The organism is Streptomyces sp. NPDC102462 (genome assembly GCF_044765425.1).
Lineage (GTDB): Bacteria > Actinomycetota > Actinomycetes > Streptomycetales > Streptomycetaceae > Streptomyces.
Genome location: NZ_JBIWKB010000078.1, coordinates 16,954 through 37,656, shown reverse-complemented (window position 1 = coordinate 37,656; position 20,703 = coordinate 16,954). Strand labels below are relative to the sequence as shown.

Here is a 20,703-nt window from a genome sequence, read left to right as displayed (position 1 = left end):
CGGCGCCCAGTTGCGGTTCACCGACCTCGACGGGCTGCGGCTGACCTGCTTCGCGACCAACACAAAAGGCGGCCAGCTCGCCGACCTCGAACTGCTGACCCGCACGACACTGGGCACCTTCATCCGCGCGATCCAGCCGCTCGTGAACGAGCTGCAGGGCTGGATGGCGGTCGGCGAGGCGAGACCCCCGAATTCACACGGCTGGGGATCCGACTCAAACACGCGTGTTCGAGTCGGGCCGTCGGGTCGTTGTCCCGGTCATCATCAGTCATCCCCAACGCGGTTCGGATGTCGCGTTGTTGGCGGCACCCGGGACGGTCGTGCCCCGGCATGCCGCCGTCACTCCACCGTGTCGTCGCTCGGCCAACCACCGGAGGAATCATGAATCCCGTCCCTGTGCCTCTCCTCGTTCATCCGGTCACCGCGCACCCCGAGGCCGCCCGGGCAGTCCTCCGGAGCCACAGGGTGATTGCGGCCGGCAGCACTCCGGCGGACGCCCTGGATACGCGACACCTGACACCGAGGTGGGGGGCATGACGGGACACCAATCACCCTCGGCACCCGTCATGGCCTGGGCGGAACGGACCCTCGGGCCAATCGCCGTGCTGCGCCACGCCACGGCCGGTCCGTCGCTCGCAGGTGCGTGGGACGTCGTACGCACGAGTGACGGCGCCCTTCTCCGCATCAAGATCGCCCAGAACCCTGGTGCCTTCACCCAAGAGACCTTGGCCCACCGACACGCTGTGCCCGCCCTCGGCCCCGGTGCGGCCCCACGCCTGCTGGCCACCTCCGCCGCGCACCTGGCTCTGATCGTGACGGCCCTGCCCGGCACACCCCTTGCCCAGCTGCGGCTGAAGGAGGCCACGCTCAGGACGGTCCACTGGCGGGCCGGCCTGCTCCTCGCCCAGCTGCACCAGGCCGGAAGGCACACCGGTACCGCGCACCACGACGCGCCGACGGTGCTGTCCCGCCTGGCCGACGACGCGGCCCGTCACCTCGATGCGGTCAGCGACCGCCTGTCGTCGGACGAACAGAAGCTGGTCATGGGCCTCGCCGACCGGCTGCGCTTCGTCGGCCGACTGCCGCTCGGCTTCATTCACGGGGGCGCCCTCGGCTCAAGTCTTATCTGGTCCGCCGAGATGCAACTGGCCCTGCATGACTTCGAGTCGGCACGGTTCGCCCCTGTGATCCTGGACTTCGTCCACCTCGCCTGCGGGCCCTGGATGACCCAGCCGCGCCTGCGTACGGCGTTCTTCACTGGCTACGGCCGCGCCCTCGGCCACGACGAGGAGGTTGCCCTGCGCTGCCTGATGGCCCTCACCGCCGCACGCTCGCTGGTCGAAGCACGCGCCCTCGGCGACAAGGAGGCTGCGGACGCCTGCGGGGCCGTGCTCAATCGGGTGAAGGACGAGGTGAGCGCGTGATGCCCGTACTACCACCGGGCTTCGCAGCAGATCAGAGCCGTTGGCCGGACCGCGCGCGGAGGGAGCCAGTGAGCGTCATGTTCCGGCCGGGGCAGGCGAGCGGTGCGGTGGGCGCCGGGCGGGTGCCGCCCCCGCCGCCCGCCCAGCTGCGCTATGGCGGCATGTACAGCAAGAACCCGCTGGAAGAGGCGGGATTCACGCAGCTGGTCCGGCGCCTGCCGTCGGTGCTGGCGCGGACCGCGCAGATGGCGTGGGTGATCGACCGCGTCGCCGTGCTGCTGCTGGCCGGCTGCCAGCTGGCCATCGGTGTCAGCTCCGCTGTCCAGCTGACGGCGACTGCGCACGCGATGCGTGCCGTCTTCGGCACCGGGGTGGTCGCCGACCGGCTCCACCACGCGTTGCCCGCCCTGGTGGTGATCGCGCTAGCCGCGATGACCGGGCGGACGGCGAGTGCGCTGTCCTCGTACGCGGACGGACGGATCACGCCCCGGCTGACGACGGAGGCGGACAGCGCCCTGGTGGCGGCGGTGTGCGGGATCGAGGCCGCCGCCCGTGCTGAGGACGGCTGCGCCGACCGGCAGGAAGCCGCGGAGATGGGGGTGGTACGCAGCCACGTCATGATCCAGGACGCCAACCGGCTCACCGCCGCCGTCATCCGCCTGGTCACCGCGAGCGGGGTGCTGACCGTGCTGCACCCGGTGCTGCTGCCCCTGCTCCTGCTCGCGGTCGTCCCCGCCGGCGCCGGCGCGGTCCTGCACGCCCGGGTCACCTACGAAACCCACTACGCCAACGTCGGCGACCGCAACGTGCGCACCAACCTGCGCGGCTGGGCCACCTCGGCCAAGTTCACCGACGAGATCCGCGCCAACACGATGACCGGCTACCTCACCTTCTGGTACCGGGCCATCTCCGAGCGGATCGACGCGCGCACCCTCGCGGCCGCGCCCAGGATGCTGAAGATCAACCTGACGAGCTCGGCGATCAGCGGAACCTTCCTCGTGGCCACCTGGGCCGTGCTGGCCTGGCTCGTGTCCACCGGGAGGATCGAGCTGGCGATCGCCGGGACCGCGGTCGTCGCCGTGCAGACCACGCTCGGCGCCCTGTCCCAGCTGGTCATCTACGGCGCGGCGATGTTCCACACCTCGCTCTACCTCGCGGACTCGGACTCCTTCCTCGACTATGCCGCCCAACATGCCCCGAAACGAGGTGCGTTGGCCGTTGACGGACCGCTGGAGGACATCTGCGTCACGGAGGCCGTCTACCGCTATCCGGGCAAGGAGAAGGCGGCGGTGGACGGCGTGTCGCTGACGGTGCGCAGGGGAGAGGTCCTCGCCCTGGTGGGGGAGAACGGCTCGGGGAAGTCGACCCTGGTGAGGCTGCTCGCCGGAATCTTCCTGGCCGACAAGGGCACGGTCTGTTGGAACGGCGAGAGCGTGGCCGCCCTCGACCCCGACCGTCTGTGGAAGGTGTCCGGGCTGGTGCCGCAGAATTTCGCGCAGTGGCCGCTGTCCGTGCGGGACAACGTCACCCTCGGCCAGCCCCACGAGGAAAACGACCGTCTCGTGTGGGAAGCGCTGGAGGCGGTCGGACTCACTCAAGCCGTTCGGGACTCCCGGCCGGTCTGGACACGCTGCTTGCCCGTGAGCTGTGGGGCGGCAGCGAACTGTCCGGCGGTCAGTGGCAGCGCCTGGCCTGCGCCCGGGCGCTGTACCGCCGGGCGGGGCTCCTGGTCCTGGACGAGCCGACCTCGGAGATGGATGCCCGTGGCGAGTACACCATCCTCCAGCAGATCAAGGCCCGCACCAGCGACTGCATCACGGTCCTGGTGACCCACCAGCTGGTCAATACGAAGATTGCCGACCGGATCCTGGTCATGAAGGACGGCCGGATCGCCGAACGGGGCACCTACGACGAACTGTCCGGCGGTAACGGCCTGTTCGCGGAACTCCTGGCTCTGTCCTCAAGCCGCTGATCACAGTGGGGTGCCGCGCCTGCTCCCGCCGGGCGCGGCGTCCCGTTCCCTCTGCACCCCGTGCCTGTATGTATGGAGGACCCTCATGGCCGAGCCACCCCGGCGCATCACTGTGGTCGCACGTCCGGTCCACCCGGATGACCACTATGTACTGCGCCTGCGGTGTGCGAACAAGCTGATCCGCAACGCCGGGCGGTGGTCGCTGCCCGGTGGTCATCCAGTCCCGGGCGAGACTCTCGGCGAGGCGATCGCCTTCTCCGTCCTCACGGCCCGCCGTCCTTCCACATACGGAGACCGGTGATCCGTATGGACGAAGCAGACTGGAGGGAGACGCTGACCGCCGAAGTGCTGGCCACCCGGTACGGAGCGGTGGCCGAGATCATCGAACCCGTTCACATGGGCACGGACACGGTCAACCGACGGGTCCTGACGGACGACGGGCTGCGCCTGTTCGTCAAGCAGTACTCTTCGATGGCCAACCTGGATGCGGCCCGCGACGCGTGGGACATGTCGGAATACTGCCGGGCAGCGAAGCTCCCGGTCCCAAGGGTGTGGCCTGACATGGACGACAACCTGGTGACCATCGCCAGAGGCAGCACGTGGGCCGTGGTCGACGAAGTTCCCGGCGCCGTGAACACGTCGGCGATGACGGTCCCGCTCGCCGAGCACATCGGTGTCGTCATGGGGCGGATGCATCGTGTGCTCGCCGCCTATCCGTTGCCGGGGCGGTCGCAGCACGCCCGCTGGCGGACCGAGTCCGTCGACGACGCGATGACGCGGTGCGACACCGTCATGGTCAGAGCCGCGCGGCAGGGTCACCACGATCTCGACCAACTGGGCGCTGACATCGAACAGCGTCGCGACGACCTGCGCGGCCAGGTCCGTCTGCTAAGGGAACGCCTGCCCGAGACACTGGTGGAGCAGGCCCTGCATGCGGACCTCAGCCGCACCAACCTCATCACCCTCGCCGACTCCGTCACCGGTGTCATCGACTTCCGCTGCGCGACCGCCATGCCGGCCTGGGAACTCGGGCGGGCCGCGTTCGATCCGCGTACCGTCGCCACGAGCACCGACTGGACGGCTTGCGCACTCGCCATGGCCAGGGCCTACCAATCGGAGCACCGTGGTCTCCCCGTACGTGAGATCCGATCCTGCGCCCGGATCGCGTTGCTGTACATGCTCTTCAGCCTCTACGGCGCGACCACCGCCGAGTACGACCTGCCTGGGCCGGCGGAGTCGGACCTGCAGCGGCATTGGCGCGAACGTCAGATCACCATCCGCCGTCTGCTCACGGACCTTGAGGACCTTGAAGAGGCGCTGACCGACGTCGGGGCCGGCGGAGGCGCGCCGTGACCATCCGAGAGCCGCTGTGACCGGCGTATTGGAACCGTCGAATGCGCACTGCACGCGCTCCGCGCGGACCCCTTCAACTGACCCGATCTCAGGCAAGGAGCATTCCAGTGGCGGCCTTCACCACGCCCGACGAGTGGGACTCCCACTACGCAAACGGCAAGACCTTCCGGCAACTCGGCGACGCCGAACGCCGGCTGCTGGCCACGCACGCCCCGGCCCCCGACCAGGGTCACGCTCTGGACATCGGCTGCGGGCTGGGTGAACTCGCCCGCCATCTCGCCGAAACCGGCTACACGGTCGACGCCGTCGACTACGCCCCCGCCGCCCTCAGCCGCGCCCAAGACCACACCCCCACGGCCTCGACGGTCACCTACCTGGTACACGACATCGAACGCGACGGCACCGAAGGCCTGCCCCACCCCGCGTACGACCTGATCACCATCCGCCTCGTCTGGGCTTTCGTCCGTGACCGCACCCGCGTGATGAACCGGCTGCGCGAACAACTGCGTCCCGGCGGCACCCTCGTCGTCATCACCTCCGTCACAACGAACGTGCCCGACGAGCGGCGCGACATCGCCCTCGACGAGGACGAACTCGGCCTGCTGTGCGAGGGGTGGCGTTTCGCCGAACGCCACGATGCCGACGGACTCGCGTTCATCGTCCTACGCGGTCCAGCCCCTGGCCATGTCATCTGCGCCGGGAAGAACAAGCCCTCCGGGCACGCCCTGACAGGCGCGGGCGTTGTCGTCACCGACCCCGTGGGGCGGATTCTGCTCGGCTGGTCGAGGCGGCGCGGGGTGTGGGAGTTGCCCGGCGGGAAGAACGAAGCCGACGAGGACTTCCTCGTCACCGCCGTACGGGAGCTGCGCGAGGAAACTGGCCTCACCGCCGACCCGGCGAGTGCCCGGTTGCTGGCCCTGCTCATGGACTCCACACACGGCATCCCGCGGATGACGGCCGCGGTCCGAATCACCGCCTACACAGGTGAACCGGCCGTCACCGAACCCCACTTGACCAGCCGCTGGGAATGGCACGAGATCACGGACCTGCCCCACCTCGACCAACCGCTGTTCACCCCGAGCGCGCATGTCATCGACACCGTGTGGCCTGGCCTGCTGACCGGACTGCCGCCCGTCCACCGCTACCCGATCATCCCTGCAACCATTCCCGAGTCCGCCCAACAGGCACAAGAAGTCGCTGCGTTGCGTCAGACGATGGCCGACCGGCTGATCGAAGACGGCTACATGGACGCGGGCAGCATGATCGAGGCCGCCATCCGGCACGCACCTCGCCACCGCTTCCTGCCCGGTGTCCCACTGGCCGATGCCTACGACGCCAAGAAGGCCCCCGTCACCAAGCAAACCCCGGACGGCAAGACCACCAGCAGCGTCTCAGCTCCCTGGCTGCAGGCGGTCATGCTGCGCGATGCTGCCCTCCGTCTGGGCGACACCGTGATGGAGATCGGCTCGGGCGGCTACAACGCCGCCCTCCTCCAGGAGCTGGTCGGCCCGCACGGCACGGTGATCACCATCGACATCGACCCCTACGTCACCGACCGCGCCCGCCGCTTCCTCGACGACACCGGATACCACCAGGTCCGCGTCCACCTCGGCGACGGCGAACAGCCGCCCGCGACCCTCGCCGCCCCGGGCAGCGTGGACGCCATCGTCGTCACCGTCGAAGCCCGCGACATCCCGCCCGCCTGGATCAGCAGCCTCTCCGAGGCCGGGCGCCTGGTCGTCCCACTGCGGATCCACGGCTACACATGGTCCGTCGCCTTCACCAAACGCGACGAGTTGCTGGTGGCCGACCGCTTCGAGGTGTGCGGGTTCGTCCCTCTCCAGGGCCCCGGCTACCGACCCGACCACACCGTCAAGCTGCGCGGCGGCGAGATCACCGTACGCTTCGCCGACGGCACCCCCACCGACACCAGTCGCCTCGAAGCCGCTCTCGATATGCCCCGCACCGAGCGGTGGACCGGCGTCACCATCCCCGGCCAGGTGCCCTTCGACAAGCTCATGCTGTGGCTGGCCACCCACCTCCACATCGGGTTCGCACGCCTGGCCGTCGACAAGGCTCTCGACACAGGCGTACTCCAACCTTCCAAGGGTTCGGACGCCGCGACCCTCGTCCGCGACGACTCCCTCGCCCACGTGCTGCACCGCAAGATCAGCGACGATGGCGACGGGCTTTGGGAATTCGGCGTCCACGCCTACGGCCCCCAGGCAGACGACCTGGCCGACACGATGACCGACCTCGTCACGGCCTGGGACCGCACGGCCCGTGACAGCACCCCCATGCTCACCGTCCACCCCGCCCACGCCTGTCACCCCGTCGAGTCCAACCCGCATGTGATCAGGAAGCCCCACGTCGACCTCGTGTTCGACTGGGAAACGTCCGGTGCCCTAACCGCTGACGCAGCGGGCTGCCAGTCCGTGGCGGAGAGGGCCTCGTGACGCCGGCGGTCAGGAACGCCAGGGAGGTCATGGGCCCCGCAGTAGAAGGCTCGGCTATGACGCCAGCCGCGCATGGAGCGTCACGCGCGCACGTGTGGAAAGGTGTCCACACCCCGTTCGCCGACGTGCGCGGGCGTGCTCTGGTGCAGGAGGTCGACTAGCGGGTTTGTTCGGCTCCTGCCGGTGGCGAGACGCCGATGAGTACCCCAGTGGGCTCCTCTGAGCCTCATGGTTGGTCGGCGAACGAGGAGAACAGTGCTGGCATTTGTCCGGTTTCCGTGCCGAGCTGGTCGTACTACGGTGGCACGCGTGGACTGGGGGACGCTGCTAGGCACAGTCGTCGGTGCCGTCTTAGGGATCGGCTCGACCTTGATCGCCGACCACACACGATCCCGTCGTGAGCAAGCGAACCGCATGCACGAATCCCTCCGGGATCTCTACAGCACATACCTCGCCGCCTTGAATGACAGCTCGTCGGTCCTGCGGGTGATCATCCTCAGGGAGAACGATGCGGCCGCGCGGTACCAGGCGGCGTTGGACGCTTTTCGCGATACTTCCGTACTGACGCAGCGCTACAGAGTCGCCCTGCAAGCGCCGCAGGCGGTTCGAGAGAAGTCCGATCACGCGTACAGGCTGCTCCGGCAATGGCGCGACTTGCTCGACTCCCACCCAGGACTCTCCCTGGCGTCGCCTGAGTACCTCGAAGGACTGGAACGGTTCCACCAAGCCCGCAAGGACCTCCAAGCAGCTATGCGTGCAAGTCTCACCGCCGCAGGCAGATAAGCCGACCATCTCGCCCGCACGGTGCGCGGCGCCGCTCGGCAGTGCCTCGAAACCTTCGCTTCAGGCAGTGCGCCGTGACGGTGTCGGCTGGGAACGACTGGCCAGGCCCATGGCCCGAGTAATCGTGATCTCGATGACAACGCGCTCCGGATCCGGGGCCGGGGTCCGTCCGTATCTGTCGGCGTAGCGGGTGACGGCGTCTTCCACCGCGGCAGCGTCGGTGAGGACCTCGGCCGTGCCCTCCAGACTGGCCCAGCGTCCTCCGTCGACCTGGCAGACAGCCACGTGTGCTTCACCGGGCCGGGACGCCTGAATGTTGGCGATCTTCTTGCTGGATTTGCGAGTAATAACGCGAGCGACGCCTGCATCGACATCGACGGTCACGCCAACGGGTACTACATGCGGGCTGCCGTCAGGGCGAAGAGTGGTCAGCGTACACAAGTGGTACTCGCGCCAGAACTCTGAGTATCCGGTCAGCTGGCTGAATATATCCGCAGGCATGACCCGGAGGATTACGCGGCGACCTGGGTGAACTTGCACGCTCGTGGCCACCCCCACACCCGATGTACCCCCCAAAGGTCGAGCGCGCTATTGTCAATGATGTCCCTTATAGATATATATCTTCCATTTTAAGTATCTCGAAAATATAACGAAATCGTGCAGTGGCTGCGCGGGGGCGACCAAAATGAACGTAAGGGCAAGTGGCAGCTCAGGGTCTTGATCGACATTTCGGATGGTCGATTTGACACCTTTCGCCTAGGCGTTTTTCAGCCCTCCTCGGATCGCGAGGAGGGCCTTTCGATTGTTGGTCTTTTATGAGCCTCACGTAAGGTCCGAGAGGTTCCCGGGAGTCACCTCGAAAGGCTCCGGCCGATCGCCTTCCGTTCGCTCTTGCGATCAAGCGCGTCCAGAAGGGTCTCGCAGGTCCTTGCAGCCCAATCGCTGCGGCTGGTCCGCTCCATGCGGAGGGTCCTGGTCTCGGTGTCTGCGATCACCTTCATGAGCGCTGCCCTGGGGACGGAAACGTCTTTGACCCGTGGTGGCTGACGGGCGGCTTCGAGTGCGAGCCCTGTTCGGCCGGTACGAAGGGATTGCGCAATGTCTCCGGGAGAAAGCCGCCGCGGCGAGCCGGAATCTACGGTTCCCGTGAGGGGACGGGCGTGGCGCCGGCGGCTGGGGCGATGGCGTACGGCCGAGAAGCGAACAGTGGAGCGCGGCCTGCACCGACGCCTGCGGCAGGAGCTGCGCAGCCTTGGCATCGTTCCGCCTCTGGACATGGACGAGCTTGCCAGGGCGCTCGGTGAGCGGCGTGGACGTCCGATGGTCCTGCGTCCCTTCGCGCTGGAAAAGCCCGGACCCTCGGGACTGTGGGTCGAGATGCCGAAGACGGACGTGATCTTCTACCAGGAGGAGACGACTCCGTTGCACCAGCGGCAAATCATCCTGCACGAACTCCTCCACATCCTCGTCGATGAGTGGGAGGAAAGCCGTGCGGCCCCCGAGGCGTCCCCGGACGAGTTCGTCGAGGAGTGGTCAGCCCTCATGCCCGTCCTGGACCCCAAGTTGATCCGGCGGGTCGCCGCTCGCTGCTCGTACGAGGACGCGGAGGAGTGCTCGGTCGAGCTGGCGGCCACGATCATCCTGGAGTGGTCCTCTGTGGTGGATGCACTCCCTCCGTTGTCGGAGGACCCGCGAGTGCGTCGGGTTCAGTCTGCTCTGGGCGACCGGCGAGGGTGGTTGTAGGTCGTGGTCAAGTACCTTCTGCTGATCATCGCGGTCGCTGTCGCGTGGCGGCTCTACCTGTGGTTCCGTGCTCCGTACGACGCTCCCACGCGGTCGGTGGCGCTCGCCTTCCTGTGCATGGGCCTGTCGTACCCAGCGGCCATGCCGGGAGGAGCCAGCGGTATCGACACCCTCGCCGGGCACGGCATGGCCCGGCTCGCCCAGAACCTGTTGCTGTTGCTGGCGGTCTACTTCCTGATGTGCTTCTACCTGTACTCGGCGGACGGGCCGGGAGCGCGTCGTCGTGCCCGGTGGGAAGGCGTCATCATGGCCTTGGTCGCGGTGGCGATCACGGTGGCCGCCGTGACCGTGCCGCACGATGAACTCGGCAAGCCGTATGTCACCGTGGACATGACGGTCCCCCAGATCTTTCTCTTCTACACCATCGCCGGCCTGTACCTGATGTACGCGATCGGTGCCGCCGCATGGTGGTCCGCCGCCTACGCGCGCATGTCGCGCCGGCCGCACGCCACGGGTTTGTGGATGGCCGCGATCGGCCTGGGCGGGATGGCTGTGGCCTGCGCGATCCGCGCGGTCTTCGTCACCGTCCGGTGGAGCGGTGGTTCAGTGTCGTATCGGGTCAACACCTACGCGTCGCTCCTGCTGGTCGTGTCCAGCCTGCTCTTCGCCGCGGGCGTCACGTACTCGGTGGCCCGCGCCAGGCTCACCGCCACTCGGCTGTGGCTGCGCCGACGACGCGATCACCGTCGGCTGGCCCCCTTGTGGCAGCTCCTGATCGAGGTCTATCCCCAGAACCACCTGCGTCCCGCTTCGTTGGGGTTCTGGGATCGGTGGCGCGCGCGTGGCGTCCACCGCCGGTACCACCGCCGGATAGTGGAATGCCGGGACGGACTGGTTGACATCAGCCCCTATGTGGTGGGCAGGGGGGAAGGCATGAACCTGCTAGACCTTGATCCTGCTCAGCTGGCCCAACGTCTGCGCGTCGCCGCCGACATGATCAGGAACGATGTTCCGGCACCGGGGCAGGCGGTCGCCCTGGCGGTGCCGAAGGGGGACGACCGGGACGAGGACGTCCGTCAGCTGATCGCGGTGTCGGAAGTGCTCCGGCTGAGCGCGTGACCACGGGAGAACGAGGAGACGAGACGACATGCTGATCACGGCCGACCGGATCCTGACCGGTTCCGGGACATACATGGAGGACGGCGCCATCCTCGTCGAGGGCGCCACGATCACCGCGGTCGGACCCCGCACGCAGCTCGCCGCCCGCGCCGGCGCGGACGAGACACACCTCGCGTTTCCCGGCGCGACGGTTGTTCCCGGGCTCATCGATGCCCACGTCCACGTGGTGTTCGACGGCAGCAGCGACCCGGTGGCCGCCCTCCGCGCTTCGGACGACGAACACCTTCTGTCGGAGATGCGCCGACGCGCCGATCAACTCGTCCGTAGTGGCGTGACGACCGTTCGGGACCTGGGCGACCGCAACCACCTGGCTCTGCGTCTGGACGACGAGATCGCCCGTGGCAGCACGCCCGGTCCTCGGGTCGTGTCCGCGGGCACCCCGTTGACCACGCCCGGGGGTCACTGCTATTTCCTGGGCGGCGAGGTCTCCGGCGAGACCGCCGTCCGTGACCTGGTGCGACGGAACCTGGCTGCGGGTGCTGGCGTGATCAAGGTCATGGCGACCGGTGGCGGCCTGACCAAGGACGGGCCGAAGAGCTGGCAAAGCCAGTTCTCAGTGGACGAGTTGCGTGCTCTGGTGGATGAGGCGCATCAGGCCGGCGTACCGGTGGCCGCGCACGCTCATGGGGCGGACGGCATCACGGCGGTCGTGGACGCGGGCGTGGACACCATCGAGCACTGCTCCTGGATGACGGAGGACGGCTTCGGTCTGCGTCGCGAAGTACTCAACAAGATCGTCGATCAGGGCATCGCGGTCTGTCCGGCTGTCAGCCCCCACTGGCAGATGGTGCCGCGTGTCTTCGGCGAGGAGCGGGCGAAGGTCCTCTTCGGGCAGGTCCGGGAGATGGCCGAAGCCGGAGTCAGACTCATCGCCGGAACCGACGCCGGAGTGCAGCGGACCGGATTCGACGGGACGCTCGTACCCGCCCTCGCGTTCTACGCGCACCTGGGCATTCCGAACACCCGGATCGTCGATATGGCTACCTCCCACGCGGCCGACGCCCTCGGTCTCGGCAGGTCGACCGGCCGCATCGCCTCTGGCCTCCGTGCCGACCTGCTGGTCGTCGACGGAGATCCACTGGCCGACCTCGATGCTCTTAAGCAGATCAGTGCGGTGATCGCCGCAGGACAGGTGCACAAGCCGGACTCTGTGACCGATCGGCCGTGACCCCTTCGCCGGCCCACGACCCAGAGGGCGCGGGCCGGGCTACCTGGAGTCGTCTCTCGCGTCCTCGGACTCCGCCGCGACCTCGATGACAGGCGTCGTGGTCCTCGGTGCCCTGGGGAGTCAGGTCACAGCAGCGGAAGGACGGTGACGGTATGCGGACCCCTGTCCGCCGACTCCGAGGGGCCACAGCCGTACCGGACGCGGTCCAGCGGGCCCTGGTTCGAGCGTACGACTGGCGTGTCCTCGCGTTGACCTGGGCGGTTGTGCTGTTGCATGTGCGGGGACACGGATGACGGGACGGAAGTCCATGGTGCAAGAACTGACCGCCACGTTGCATACGACCCTGGGACAGATCGTCGTGAGGCTCTTTCCGGAGTCCGCGCCGGAGACGGTCGCCAGCTTCAGTGGCCTGTCCCGGGGGACTTGGACGTGGAGAGACCCGCGGACGGGCGAACTGGGATTCGGGCCGCTCTACAGCGGAACGATCTTCCACCGTGTGGCCGCCGGTCTCATGATCCAGGGAGGCGATCCGCAAGGTGACGGTACTGGGGGACCAGGCTGGGAGTTCCCGGACGAAATCGACCCGGCTGTGACATTCGAACGGCCGTACATGGTGGCCATGACCACCACAGCTCCGGACACCGTCGGCTCGCAGTTCTTCATCACCCTCAGGCCGGCGCCGGACCTCAACGGTCGGCACACGATCATTGGCGAAGTGATCCAAGGGCAGGAGGTCGTCGACGCCATCTCGAAGATCCCCACCGGCCACAACGACCGCCCCATCACGGATGTCGTAGTCCAGTTCATCGAAATCCACCGACACCGGACCTGAGTCCGTCCGGCGTCACTCGCCGGCGTCCGTCTCCTTCTCCTCCAGCTCCGCCACCAACTCGTTGACCAGAGCCATGGCCTTCGGTGACAGCCCCTGTGCGCCGAGGCCGCGAGCCCTCACTCGGCCCACGGCTCCCTTCTTGGCGGCAGCCAGGAGCTGAAGACCCTCGTAGACCTGGGCGGCCACGGTGTCATCCGGTTCGAAGTACATCCGCGAGACACCTACGACCGCCGCCAGTGCGTCCAACGCGGCAGGTGACGCGGATTCGATGACGCCGGTTCGGAGGTCCCGGAACTCCTGCTCGGTGATGATCTGGGCGCCAGCGTGGGCGTTCACCGCGGTGGTCATTTCCGCGTCAGAGGGGGGCCCAGGGGGGCTGGGGTACGAGTTGTCCAGGAGCAGGGTGATCTTTTCGGCCAGCGACTCGGGAGGGCTGCCGGGAACCGGGCCCGCCCGTTTTCCCGACAGCTCGAGTTCGTCGACATGCAGGCCCTGTGCCTTGGCGATCGATCTGGCCTCAGCTCGCCGCAGATCCTCTTCGCTGACCCCGTATGCCGACGCCAACGCCGGGACGTACCTGTCCTTGAGGCGTCGCTCGCCGCGTTCGGCCGCCGCCACAGGCCCGGCGCTCCGGGTGCCGATCAGTGTGGCCGTCTCGTACTGGTAGTAGCCGGCGTCGCAGCGCAGATCGGTCAGGTCGGGGGGTCCGGACCGCGGGAACAGATCGTCCAGATCCCGGCCGAGAGCGCGGGACAGAGCGGGCAGCTTCTCTGGATCGGGAGTCTGCGCACCGCTCTCCCAGCTGGCGACCGCGGAGTCGGAGACCCCCAGGGCCTCGCCCACGGCGGCCTGGAAGATCTCGGCGGCTCGCCGGACCGCGCGCAGACGGCTTCGGTCGAAGTGACGAGCAGGCATCTGACCTCGTTTTTTATGCAAGCTGGAGTAGATCCAGTGCGTTGACTTTTTCTGTAGTCGGGAATAGCTTCAGCTTAGCGAAGGGCGGGTGGCGTTGCACGCCGGCTCGGTCTTCGTCTTCGACCCTGCCAAGGCTCCCGGCCGAGATGGGGTTACCGGGGTACGGCCGCGGCATCGTGCGCGCGGAGGGCTTCCGGAAGGAACCGATACCGAGGGCTCCGCCCCTCGGTCGTTGGAACGTGTGCGGTTCCGAGCCCGGAGGGCGCGGGAGACGCACCTCGGCAACTCCCCAACCGGGACGGGATTCGTGAGTGGCTGTCGTATGAGGAGTGTTGCATGTCCCTGCTTCGTCGATCGGACGTCAGAAACCGCATCCGGACCAAGATCTCGGGGACTGCGGGAATCCGATCCTGCGCCAGTCCGTGTGCATCCTGATGCCTGCTCATTCCAACGGTGAAGGAGTCGGCCCGGAGCGGTATACCCAGCACCGCCGTGTCCAGCGTAGGAATTCTCCAACCCAGCGATATATGTCGAGTTGGCGTCGAATTCCCCCAGCACCCACTGTCCGCTGGAGTGTTCACCGCCTACTGCATATGTTGCTGGTCCCGACGCCGGCACCGCCGAGCGACGACCCCGCAACGGAGGAGAACGAAGCGAGACCCCAGCACCAACTCTGCGATTTCCAGCAGGAAATGAGAAACGGCGCCCAGGAGTTAGCGGCTCCCGGGCGCCGAGCCCGCCACCCCTGAGGGTGCGGATTCATAACCGGGGCGAGTCGGCTGGCCTTTTCGACGAGAACGGCCGTCCCACCCCACCTACGAGTGAGGAATTGTCGCATGCCCGCGTCCCGAAGCGGAAGGGCGATCACCGCCCAGCCCGTCAAGGCCGTTGAACCCCATGACGGTATCCGCCAGCACCGCCTGGCGCTCGTCCTGGCGGACATGGTGCCTGATGCCCGCATCATCCGCGTCTCGCAGCACCAGCCCAGCCAGACCTGGCCAAGTCCCTATACCCGCGCGTACGACGAGCGGGGACAGCCCATACCTCTCAACCGGCCCCAGCGAACTGCTGCCGCCCGCTGGGTGATCCGAGCCTTTCCCGAGGCGAACTGGGACGAGGCGCACGACCTCGACCTGACCACCGGGTCCCTGCGTCCCACCGCGGAGGCCTGCGCTCCATCGGACGGGGGCCGCTGACCCGTGGCCCGGATCCGAACGATCAAACCCGAAGCCTTCGCATCCGAGTCGCTCGCCGCTGTCTCTCTCTCCGCCGAACGGACCTTCTTCGGCCTCCTCACCCAGGCCGACGACCACGGCCGCTTCCGCGACCAGCCCGCAGTGATCACCGGACTGCTGTGGTCGCTGCGCCCGGAACACAGTCCCGTGGACGTCGAGGACGACCTCACCCAACTCGCCGCCGCGCACCTGATCTGCCGCTACGAAGGGGATGACGGCAAGCGGTACCTGCACATCGTCACCTGGCGCCAGCATCAGAAGGTCAACCGGCCGAGCGGCGTTCGCTTCCCCGCCTGCCCGCACCACGACGTCGAACGGCCCACCTCGGCCGCATCACGAACTCACGTAGACGGCACTGAGTCCTCCGTGATCCCTCACGGAGGACTCACTGAGGGTTCACGCATCCCGGACGAGCTACCTGCCCATCACAACAAAACCGCAGCTCAGAGCACACTCTGTGAGCCTTCACGGAGCACTCACGGAGCACTCAGTGAGCCCTCGATGAGCCCTCACGGTCCGGATCTAGGACCTAGGAACTTGGATCTAGGAACTACTTCTCCTTCGGGGAGCGCAGGCGCCCCCGCACCGGAGACCGTCTCGACCCAGCAGCTCATGGCCGAGTACGCGGCTGCCTGCGCTCACCGCCCGCCCAGCGGCGTGCTCGGTCACCTCGGACGGGAGACCGCCAAGCTCCTCGCGGAGGGCATTCGTCCGGCGAAGTGGGCTGTGCAGCCGGGCGGTTCGGGGAGGACGAGAGAGCGGCGCGGGCGCGAGCGGTGTGCGTGACCGACGGGAGCTCGTACCGGGGCAGCAGCGGAACGTCGGCCAGTGCCGGGGCGCCTTCCGGGGTCACGTCCGGCATGACCGCCAGGTCGAGCTGGGCGGTGACGAGCTGATCACCGAGGAACGCGACGTGGTGGGCGATGGTGCGCAGGTGCTGGCCCAGCTCGCGGCCGTTGGCGGTACCCAGCCGGTCGCACCAGGCAGCTGCCGTGTCGATGAACTCCTCCAAGTCCCCGACAACGCCGTGGTGTTCGTCGAGGATCTGGTCCAGTACATCGGCGACATCGGACGAGCGGCGCAGCTCGTGCAGTTCCCCGGTCAGGGCGGTCAGCGACTGCCCCGGCAGCGCCTGACGTGGGTGCACCCCGTCCGGCGTCGGGATCGGCGGCGGCAGCATTATGCGCGGATCGGCGGCGACCGAGAGGCCGGCGTCCTGGAACTCGCGGCTGGCACGAGCTACGGCCCGCACCGCCGTGTTGTGCGGGGTGTCGTCGGCCAGCGTGTAGAGATCGAGGGTGCTGTTGTGGCGGAAGTGGTGCTTGCGCAGCACCTTGTCAAGGAACGGGTGATCGTCCGATACGGCGGCGACCACACCGAACTCAGGATGGACACCGAAGGCGACGTCGGGCTCGAGTTGCAGTTTCACGCTGAAGGATTCCTTCGGGTTCGGATGACCTAGCGGGTGTGGGCCGGCTGCCGGGGAGCCTGGGCCGGGCGGAAGGCGACCGTGACGTCGGGCCGCTGCGGCACCGAAGTGCGCGCGCGGGCCGGGGAGATGGCGGTGGCGGCTTGGACCCGGCGCTGCGAGGTCGCGGGAGTCGGATCGGGACGTCCGTTGCCGCGGATGTACGAGAACGCGTCGAACGCGAGGGCCGTGCTGTCCAGCCGCGTCTCGACGTAGCGCAGATTGCCTTCGCCGTGTAGCAGTACGCCTTCGCCGGTGTGGATGTCGGTGCCGACGGCGCGCAACGTGCCGTCGGGATCGCGCACCTGGTCGTGCACGACGATCTGGGCGGCCCGGATGTCGGCATCGAGCGCGCGGGCGTAGGCGGAGACCGCCTCCCCGGCTCCGAGGAAGTCCGGGACGGGGGTGTTCGCCTGTCCGCCGAAGAGACCTCGGCCAGGGTTGGGCCGGGGGACGGGCTTGAGGTCGTACACGGCGTCGGAGGTGACGCTGTACTGCGCGGCACGCAACGACTGAACGGCCTGCTGTCCGCGCCGCGTCAGATCACGGTCCGGCTCGGTCAGGGCGTACAGGTGGCTGTCGGGCAGCCGCTCGAAGCCGACCCGCCGGAGCATGTGATCGGCGACGTGGTGGTCGTGTGACATCGCGGCCACGACGCCGTACTGGGCGTGGTGGGCGACGGTGATGTGCGGGGGTATTTCCGCCACGTGAGGTGCACCTCGCAGAGGTCGGGGCCATGCGGAGGACGAGGATGTGGCCCGAAGACGGATTTGGCGGGGCCGGGGAATGTGCGCTAGCGCGATCGGCGCACGCGGTCGTGCGCGAGGAGACCGGGCGGCACCGTAGTGGCGGACACCGCTGTCGTCGTGACGCTCTGGCCGACCGTATGAGGCGACCGGGCACGGGCGGCCTGGACCTGCGCGGACTGCGGTGACCTGACCGGCCGGCCGCGCTCGGCTTGGGCCATCTCGACCAGCACGCCGCTGCTCTCCATCCAGGTCAAGGAGTAATGCCAGCCTTCGGCATTGCGCTCGACGACAGACTTCGCGAGCGCGGCCCCGGCGCGAGGGTGACCCGGAAGGAGCGCGCCGGTGACGAACTCGAAGTCGGCTTGCACGCGTGCGCCGCCCTCCAAGGCCTCGCGTAGCACCCGAAGCCGGTATTGCCACCGCCCCTCCGCACGATCCTGCGGATCCAGGAACGGGAGCATCTCCTCGGCGTGGGCGACCAGAGCAGGGCCGTAGTCGAGGAAAGGAGCGAACAGAGCCCACATCTCCGCATCCCGTTGCTGCTGGCGCAGGTCGTAGCGCTCATCGAGCGGCCAGTGATCGGTGTCGCACAGGCTGTCGGAGATCGCGTCCCACTCGGCAAGAACTCGCTCGCTGGCGGCTACCGCCACGGCGACCTGTTCAACGCGTGCCGCACGTACGGCCTGCTCGTAGCGGGGAAGCAGCCGGTGTGTCACCGCCGATGCCGCGCGCGCCGGGTCCGCGTCGACGACGATGCCGTCGGGCGCCTTGACCCGGTCCGCGACGTCGTTGCCGCTTGGCTGCAAGGCGGCGACCAGGAACTCCCGTGTGCGCCGAGGGCGGTCGACGACGACCAGCTCGCAACCGGTGTCGGTGGTGAGCACGGCGTAGCGGGACAGCACGAACTGTTCGAGAGCCCACTGCACATGACCGTCGTCCCAGAGCTGCCCCGTGAGCGGGGACTGACCGGCGTACGCGGCATGCTCTTGGGCGACGACGGTCCAGGAACCGGGCAGTTGGGCGGCGAGATCCTGGGCGAATGTCGCAAGGTCGGCACGCTCGTTGGCCTTGCGAAGAGCGAGGGAGACCGGGTGCTCTGTGAAAGGAGACGCAGGAGAGCCGGCGGCGGGCGTCGGTATTCGTTCAGACATGCCGGAAGCCCGATTCCTGCCGGGCGCCGAGCCGCCGGGATTCGTCGAGGGCGCCGAACGGGCCTGTGGCCAGGGGGATGTAGCCGTGAGAAGCGTCGGCTGCGGTGGCGCGGAGATAGCGCTGGACGAGCCGGTGCATTGCGCAGCGGATCTTGTACTGCTGAGACATGAAGGGGGACTTCCTAGGAACGCTCGGGCGGGAAGACGCGGGGGCCGGGACGTGGCGCCGGCCCCCCCGAACGGTGGGATCGATCAAGGACGAGCGATTGCGCCCATGCGTGCATCCGTGTCAAACAACTCGCGCTCCCGCGGATGCAGAAGATGTTGAGTAATGAACGATCGGCCCGCCACCTTCCACAGGCCACGCCCCTTGGTGAGAGCGGAGACCGCCTGGGTCTCGACACCGGTGAGCCCCAACAAAGAGGCGGCGGAGGCGAGTTGGTCGGCTTCCTGGCGGTAGATGATCCGGGTGGAGCAGTCGGTGAGCAGGCCCTCAGCCAGGGCCCGACCCCGGGAGCCGGCATCACCGGCGGCGAGCAGGTCGCTGAGGCGGTGAATGACCATCAGGTTCGCGATGCCCAGGCCGCGGGAGAGCTTCCACTGGCTCTGCATCCGCTCCAGCAGCGCGACGTGCCGCATGACGCGCCATGCCTCGTCGTAGATCACCCAGCGACGTCCTCCGGAGGGGTCGGCGAGGGCAGACTCCATCCAGGCGGAGGCGCAGGTCATGGCCAGGACCAGCGCGGTGTCGTCGCCCGCGCCGCCGAGGCGGGACAGGTCGATGGACAGCATCGGCGCGCTCGGGTCGAATGCCACGGTGCTCGGCGCGTCGAACATGCCGGCCAGGTCGCCGTGCACGAGTCGGCGCAGTGTGTGGGCGAGGTCCTCGGCGGCGTGCCCGAGGCGGCCGGACAAGTCGCCGAGCGCGGCATCGAGTCGATCCGGGGAGCCGAGGACGTAGGCGACTTCGCCCAGAAGCGGGGTGGTGCCGTTGGCTTCGGCGTAGGCGACGACCTGGTCGAGCGCCACGTCAAGGGCGGTGTGCTCCATGGGATGCAGCTCGCGCCCCAGGACCGTCTTCGCGAGCGAGTCGAGCAGCAGTAGGCGCCGCTTGCGGACCTCGCTCGTCCAGTCCTCCTTGCTGACGCCGTACGGCGGGGCGGGCGCGTCCAAGGGGTTCAGGCGCCCGGGCAGGCCAGGGCCGAGCGCGATGGTCTGCCCGCCCAGCTCCTGGGCGACGACGGTCCACTCGCCCTTCGGGTCGCACGGCACGTAGATCCGGTAGCCGAAGGCCACGGCGCGCACCGCGAGGGACTTGGCCAGGGCGGACTTGCCCATGCCGATGATCCCGGCCAGCAGGATGTTGGGATTGGTGAAGCCGTCGAGACCCCCGTACAGGGCGAACGGGTCGTACGTGAAGGCCGCCTCCGCGTGCACGTCACGGCCGATGTAAATGCCCTGAGCGCCGAGGCCGCCTTCAGCGAGGAAGGGGTAGGCCCCCGACGCGGTGGCCGTGGTCATCCGGTGGGCGGGCAGCTTGAGACGGCCACCGCGAGCGGAGGCCGGCCCGGGACGGCCAGCGGCCGGGTAGGTGGCCCGCAACTCGGGGTCGAGCCCAGGCGCGGTCGGGCGGGCTGCGGGGCGCGCGGCGTGCCGGGCCTGGTCCCGGGCGGCGGCGAACTGATGACGGGCGGTGCGGGCCGTACGGCGGTCGCTCTTGCGCGGGACGAACAGCGGGCTGGCGCTGGCGCGGGTACGAGAGGCCATGGGGGTGGTGCTCCTGATGGTCAGTGTCGGGTGAGGCCGGTGAAGGGGTCGCGCAGATCGGCCGGGGTGTGGTCACGGCGGACACGGGCGGCGGTGGCCAGGTGGCGCTGGCACACGGTGAGTTCGGGCGCTCCCTCCGGCAGCCGGGCCCGGCACGCCTCCCGGGTCGGAAGGCGGCCGGAGCCGGAGTGCGGCGCGGCGTGGAAAGCGGCGTGGAGGTGCTCGGCTGCCTGCCACAGCCGGATCCGGCACGCCCGCAGATGGTCGCCTTCTGCCCTGGCCACGGGTGTGGTGCGGGCGGTGTGGGCGTCGAGCAGCCCGTACAGCGCGACGACGTGGGCGTGCAGGGAGTCGAGTTCGGCGCGGCCGGCGGCGATGGGGGCGACGGGGATGTTGATCGCCTGGTGGAAGTCGAGCGCGGCGGTGGCGAACGGGACGAAGTCCGGAGCCAGTTCGGGCAGGGGCTCGGTCGGCATGTGGATGTGCCCTTCGGTAGAGCGCTGAAGCG

19 protein-coding genes and 2 pseudogenes are annotated in these 20,703 nt (G+C 68.4%); 13 read left to right on the top strand and 8 right to left on the bottom strand.

Going from position 1 to position 20,703, the window contains the following annotated elements:
* From ACIRFL_RS39130 to ACIRFL_RS39100, 7 genes and pseudogenes are all read left to right on the top strand, one after another.
* Nucleotides 1–385, top strand: a 385-nt coding sequence (locus ACIRFL_RS39130) for a hypothetical protein (protein WP_404039003.1), incomplete at its 5' end; no start/stop codon positions are given.
* Nucleotides 386–533: 148 nt separating this feature from the next.
* On the top strand, nucleotides 534–1,424 hold the full coding sequence (locus tag ACIRFL_RS39125; protein ID WP_404039001.1) for a phosphotransferase: 891 nt from the start codon (nucleotides 534–536) through the stop codon (nucleotides 1,422–1,424).
* 77 nt (nucleotides 1,425–1,501) lie between these two features.
* Nucleotides 1,502–3,396, top strand: a pseudogene (locus tag ACIRFL_RS39120) (ATP-binding cassette domain-containing protein).
* A gap of 85 nt (nucleotides 3,397–3,481) precedes the next feature.
* On the top strand, nucleotides 3,482–3,697 hold the full coding sequence (locus tag ACIRFL_RS39115; protein WP_404038998.1) for a hypothetical protein: 216 nt from the start codon (nucleotides 3,482–3,484) through the stop codon (nucleotides 3,695–3,697).
* A gap of 5 nt (nucleotides 3,698–3,702) precedes the next feature.
* Complete coding sequence (locus ACIRFL_RS39110; protein ID WP_404038995.1) at nucleotides 3,703–4,749, top strand: phosphotransferase enzyme family protein; 1,047 nt, start codon at nucleotides 3,703–3,705, stop codon at nucleotides 4,747–4,749.
* A 107-nt stretch (nucleotides 4,750–4,856) separates the two neighbouring features.
* Nucleotides 4,857–7,205, top strand: a complete 2,349-nt coding sequence (gene fxlM / locus ACIRFL_RS39105; RefSeq protein ID WP_404038992.1) for a methyltransferase, FxLD system — start codon at nucleotides 4,857–4,859, stop codon at nucleotides 7,203–7,205.
* A 309-nt stretch (nucleotides 7,206–7,514) separates the two neighbouring features.
* On the top strand, nucleotides 7,515–7,988 hold the full coding sequence (locus tag ACIRFL_RS39100; RefSeq protein WP_404038989.1) for a hypothetical protein: 474 nt from the start codon (nucleotides 7,515–7,517) through the stop codon (nucleotides 7,986–7,988).
* A gap of 60 nt (nucleotides 7,989–8,048) precedes the next feature.
* Here the strand turns inward: ACIRFL_RS39100 and ACIRFL_RS39095 are convergent, their stop codons facing one another.
* Nucleotides 8,049–8,489 carry a pyridoxamine 5'-phosphate oxidase family protein gene (locus tag ACIRFL_RS39095; protein ID WP_404038987.1) on the bottom strand — a complete coding sequence of 147 codons (441 nt, stop codon included), beginning with the start codon at nucleotides 8,487–8,489 and terminating at the stop codon, nucleotides 8,049–8,051.
* A 705-nt stretch (nucleotides 8,490–9,194) separates the two neighbouring features.
* Between ACIRFL_RS39095 and ACIRFL_RS39090 the strand changes: the two genes are divergently transcribed.
* The 4 genes from ACIRFL_RS39090 (at nucleotide 9,195) to ACIRFL_RS39075 (ending at nucleotide 12,910) form a co-directional block, all read left to right on the top strand.
* Nucleotides 9,195–9,731 (top strand): hypothetical protein, encoded by a 537-nt coding sequence (locus tag ACIRFL_RS39090; RefSeq protein WP_404038984.1) that lies wholly within the window; start codon nucleotides 9,195–9,197, stop codon nucleotides 9,729–9,731.
* A 3-nt stretch (nucleotides 9,732–9,734) separates the two neighbouring features.
* Nucleotides 9,735–10,850 carry an MAB_1171c family putative transporter gene (locus tag ACIRFL_RS39085; RefSeq protein WP_404038981.1) on the top strand — a complete coding sequence of 372 codons (1,116 nt, stop codon included), beginning with the start codon at nucleotides 9,735–9,737 and terminating at the stop codon, nucleotides 10,848–10,850.
* A gap of 28 nt (nucleotides 10,851–10,878) precedes the next feature.
* A complete protein-coding gene (locus ACIRFL_RS39080; protein WP_404038978.1) occupies nucleotides 10,879–12,078 on the top strand; it encodes an amidohydrolase family protein in 1,200 nt (399 codons plus the stop codon).
* Nucleotides 12,079–12,385: 307 nt separating this feature from the next.
* Nucleotides 12,386–12,910: a peptidylprolyl isomerase gene (locus ACIRFL_RS39075; protein ID WP_404038975.1), complete on the top strand. Its 525-nt coding sequence runs from the start codon at nucleotides 12,386–12,388 to the stop codon at nucleotides 12,908–12,910.
* Between the two features lie 12 nt (nucleotides 12,911–12,922).
* Here the strand turns inward: ACIRFL_RS39075 and ACIRFL_RS39070 are convergent, their stop codons facing one another.
* Nucleotides 12,923–13,825: a helix-turn-helix transcriptional regulator gene (locus tag ACIRFL_RS39070; protein ID WP_404038972.1), complete on the bottom strand. Its 903-nt coding sequence runs from the start codon at nucleotides 13,823–13,825 to the stop codon at nucleotides 12,923–12,925.
* Between the two features lie 836 nt (nucleotides 13,826–14,661).
* Here ACIRFL_RS39070 and ACIRFL_RS39065 point away from each other — a divergent pair.
* Complete coding sequence (locus ACIRFL_RS39065) at nucleotides 14,662–15,021, top strand: hypothetical protein (RefSeq protein WP_404038969.1); 360 nt, start codon at nucleotides 14,662–14,664, stop codon at nucleotides 15,019–15,021.
* A 3-nt stretch (nucleotides 15,022–15,024) separates the two neighbouring features.
* Nucleotides 15,025–15,777: pseudogene (locus ACIRFL_RS39060) on the top strand (hypothetical protein); the annotation flags it as partial.
* On the opposite strand, the gene ACIRFL_RS39055 reads toward ACIRFL_RS39060, so the two are convergent.
* The 6 genes from ACIRFL_RS39055 to ACIRFL_RS39030 form a co-directional block, all read right to left on the bottom strand.
* A complete protein-coding gene (locus tag ACIRFL_RS39055) occupies nucleotides 15,671–16,489 on the bottom strand; it encodes a hypothetical protein (RefSeq protein WP_404038966.1) in 819 nt (272 codons plus the stop codon). The pseudogene ACIRFL_RS39060 and the gene ACIRFL_RS39055 overlap by 107 nt on opposite strands.
* Before the next feature lie 29 nt (nucleotides 16,490–16,518).
* Nucleotides 16,519–17,235, bottom strand: a complete 717-nt coding sequence (locus tag ACIRFL_RS39050) for a hypothetical protein (RefSeq protein WP_404038963.1) — start codon at nucleotides 17,233–17,235, stop codon at nucleotides 16,519–16,521.
* Nucleotides 17,236–17,321: 86 nt separating this feature from the next.
* Nucleotides 17,322–18,428 carry a hypothetical protein gene (locus tag ACIRFL_RS39045; protein WP_404038960.1) on the bottom strand — a complete coding sequence of 369 codons (1,107 nt, stop codon included), beginning with the start codon at nucleotides 18,426–18,428 and terminating at the stop codon, nucleotides 17,322–17,324.
* Entirely contained in the window at nucleotides 18,421–18,597 is a 177-nt protein-coding gene (locus tag ACIRFL_RS39040; protein ID WP_404038957.1) for a hypothetical protein, read from the bottom strand. Before ACIRFL_RS39040 ends, ACIRFL_RS39045 begins: the two co-directional genes overlap by 8 nt.
* Nucleotides 18,598–18,680: 83 nt before the next feature.
* Nucleotides 18,681–20,195, bottom strand: a complete 1,515-nt coding sequence (locus ACIRFL_RS39035) for an ATP-binding protein (RefSeq protein ID WP_404038954.1) — start codon at nucleotides 20,193–20,195, stop codon at nucleotides 18,681–18,683.
* A gap of 20 nt (nucleotides 20,196–20,215) precedes the next feature.
* Nucleotides 20,216–20,671, bottom strand: coding sequence for a DUF6238 family protein (locus tag ACIRFL_RS39030; protein WP_404038951.1), 456 nt, complete (start codon nucleotides 20,669–20,671; stop codon nucleotides 20,216–20,218).
* Between the last annotated feature and the right edge of the window lie 32 nt (nucleotides 20,672–20,703).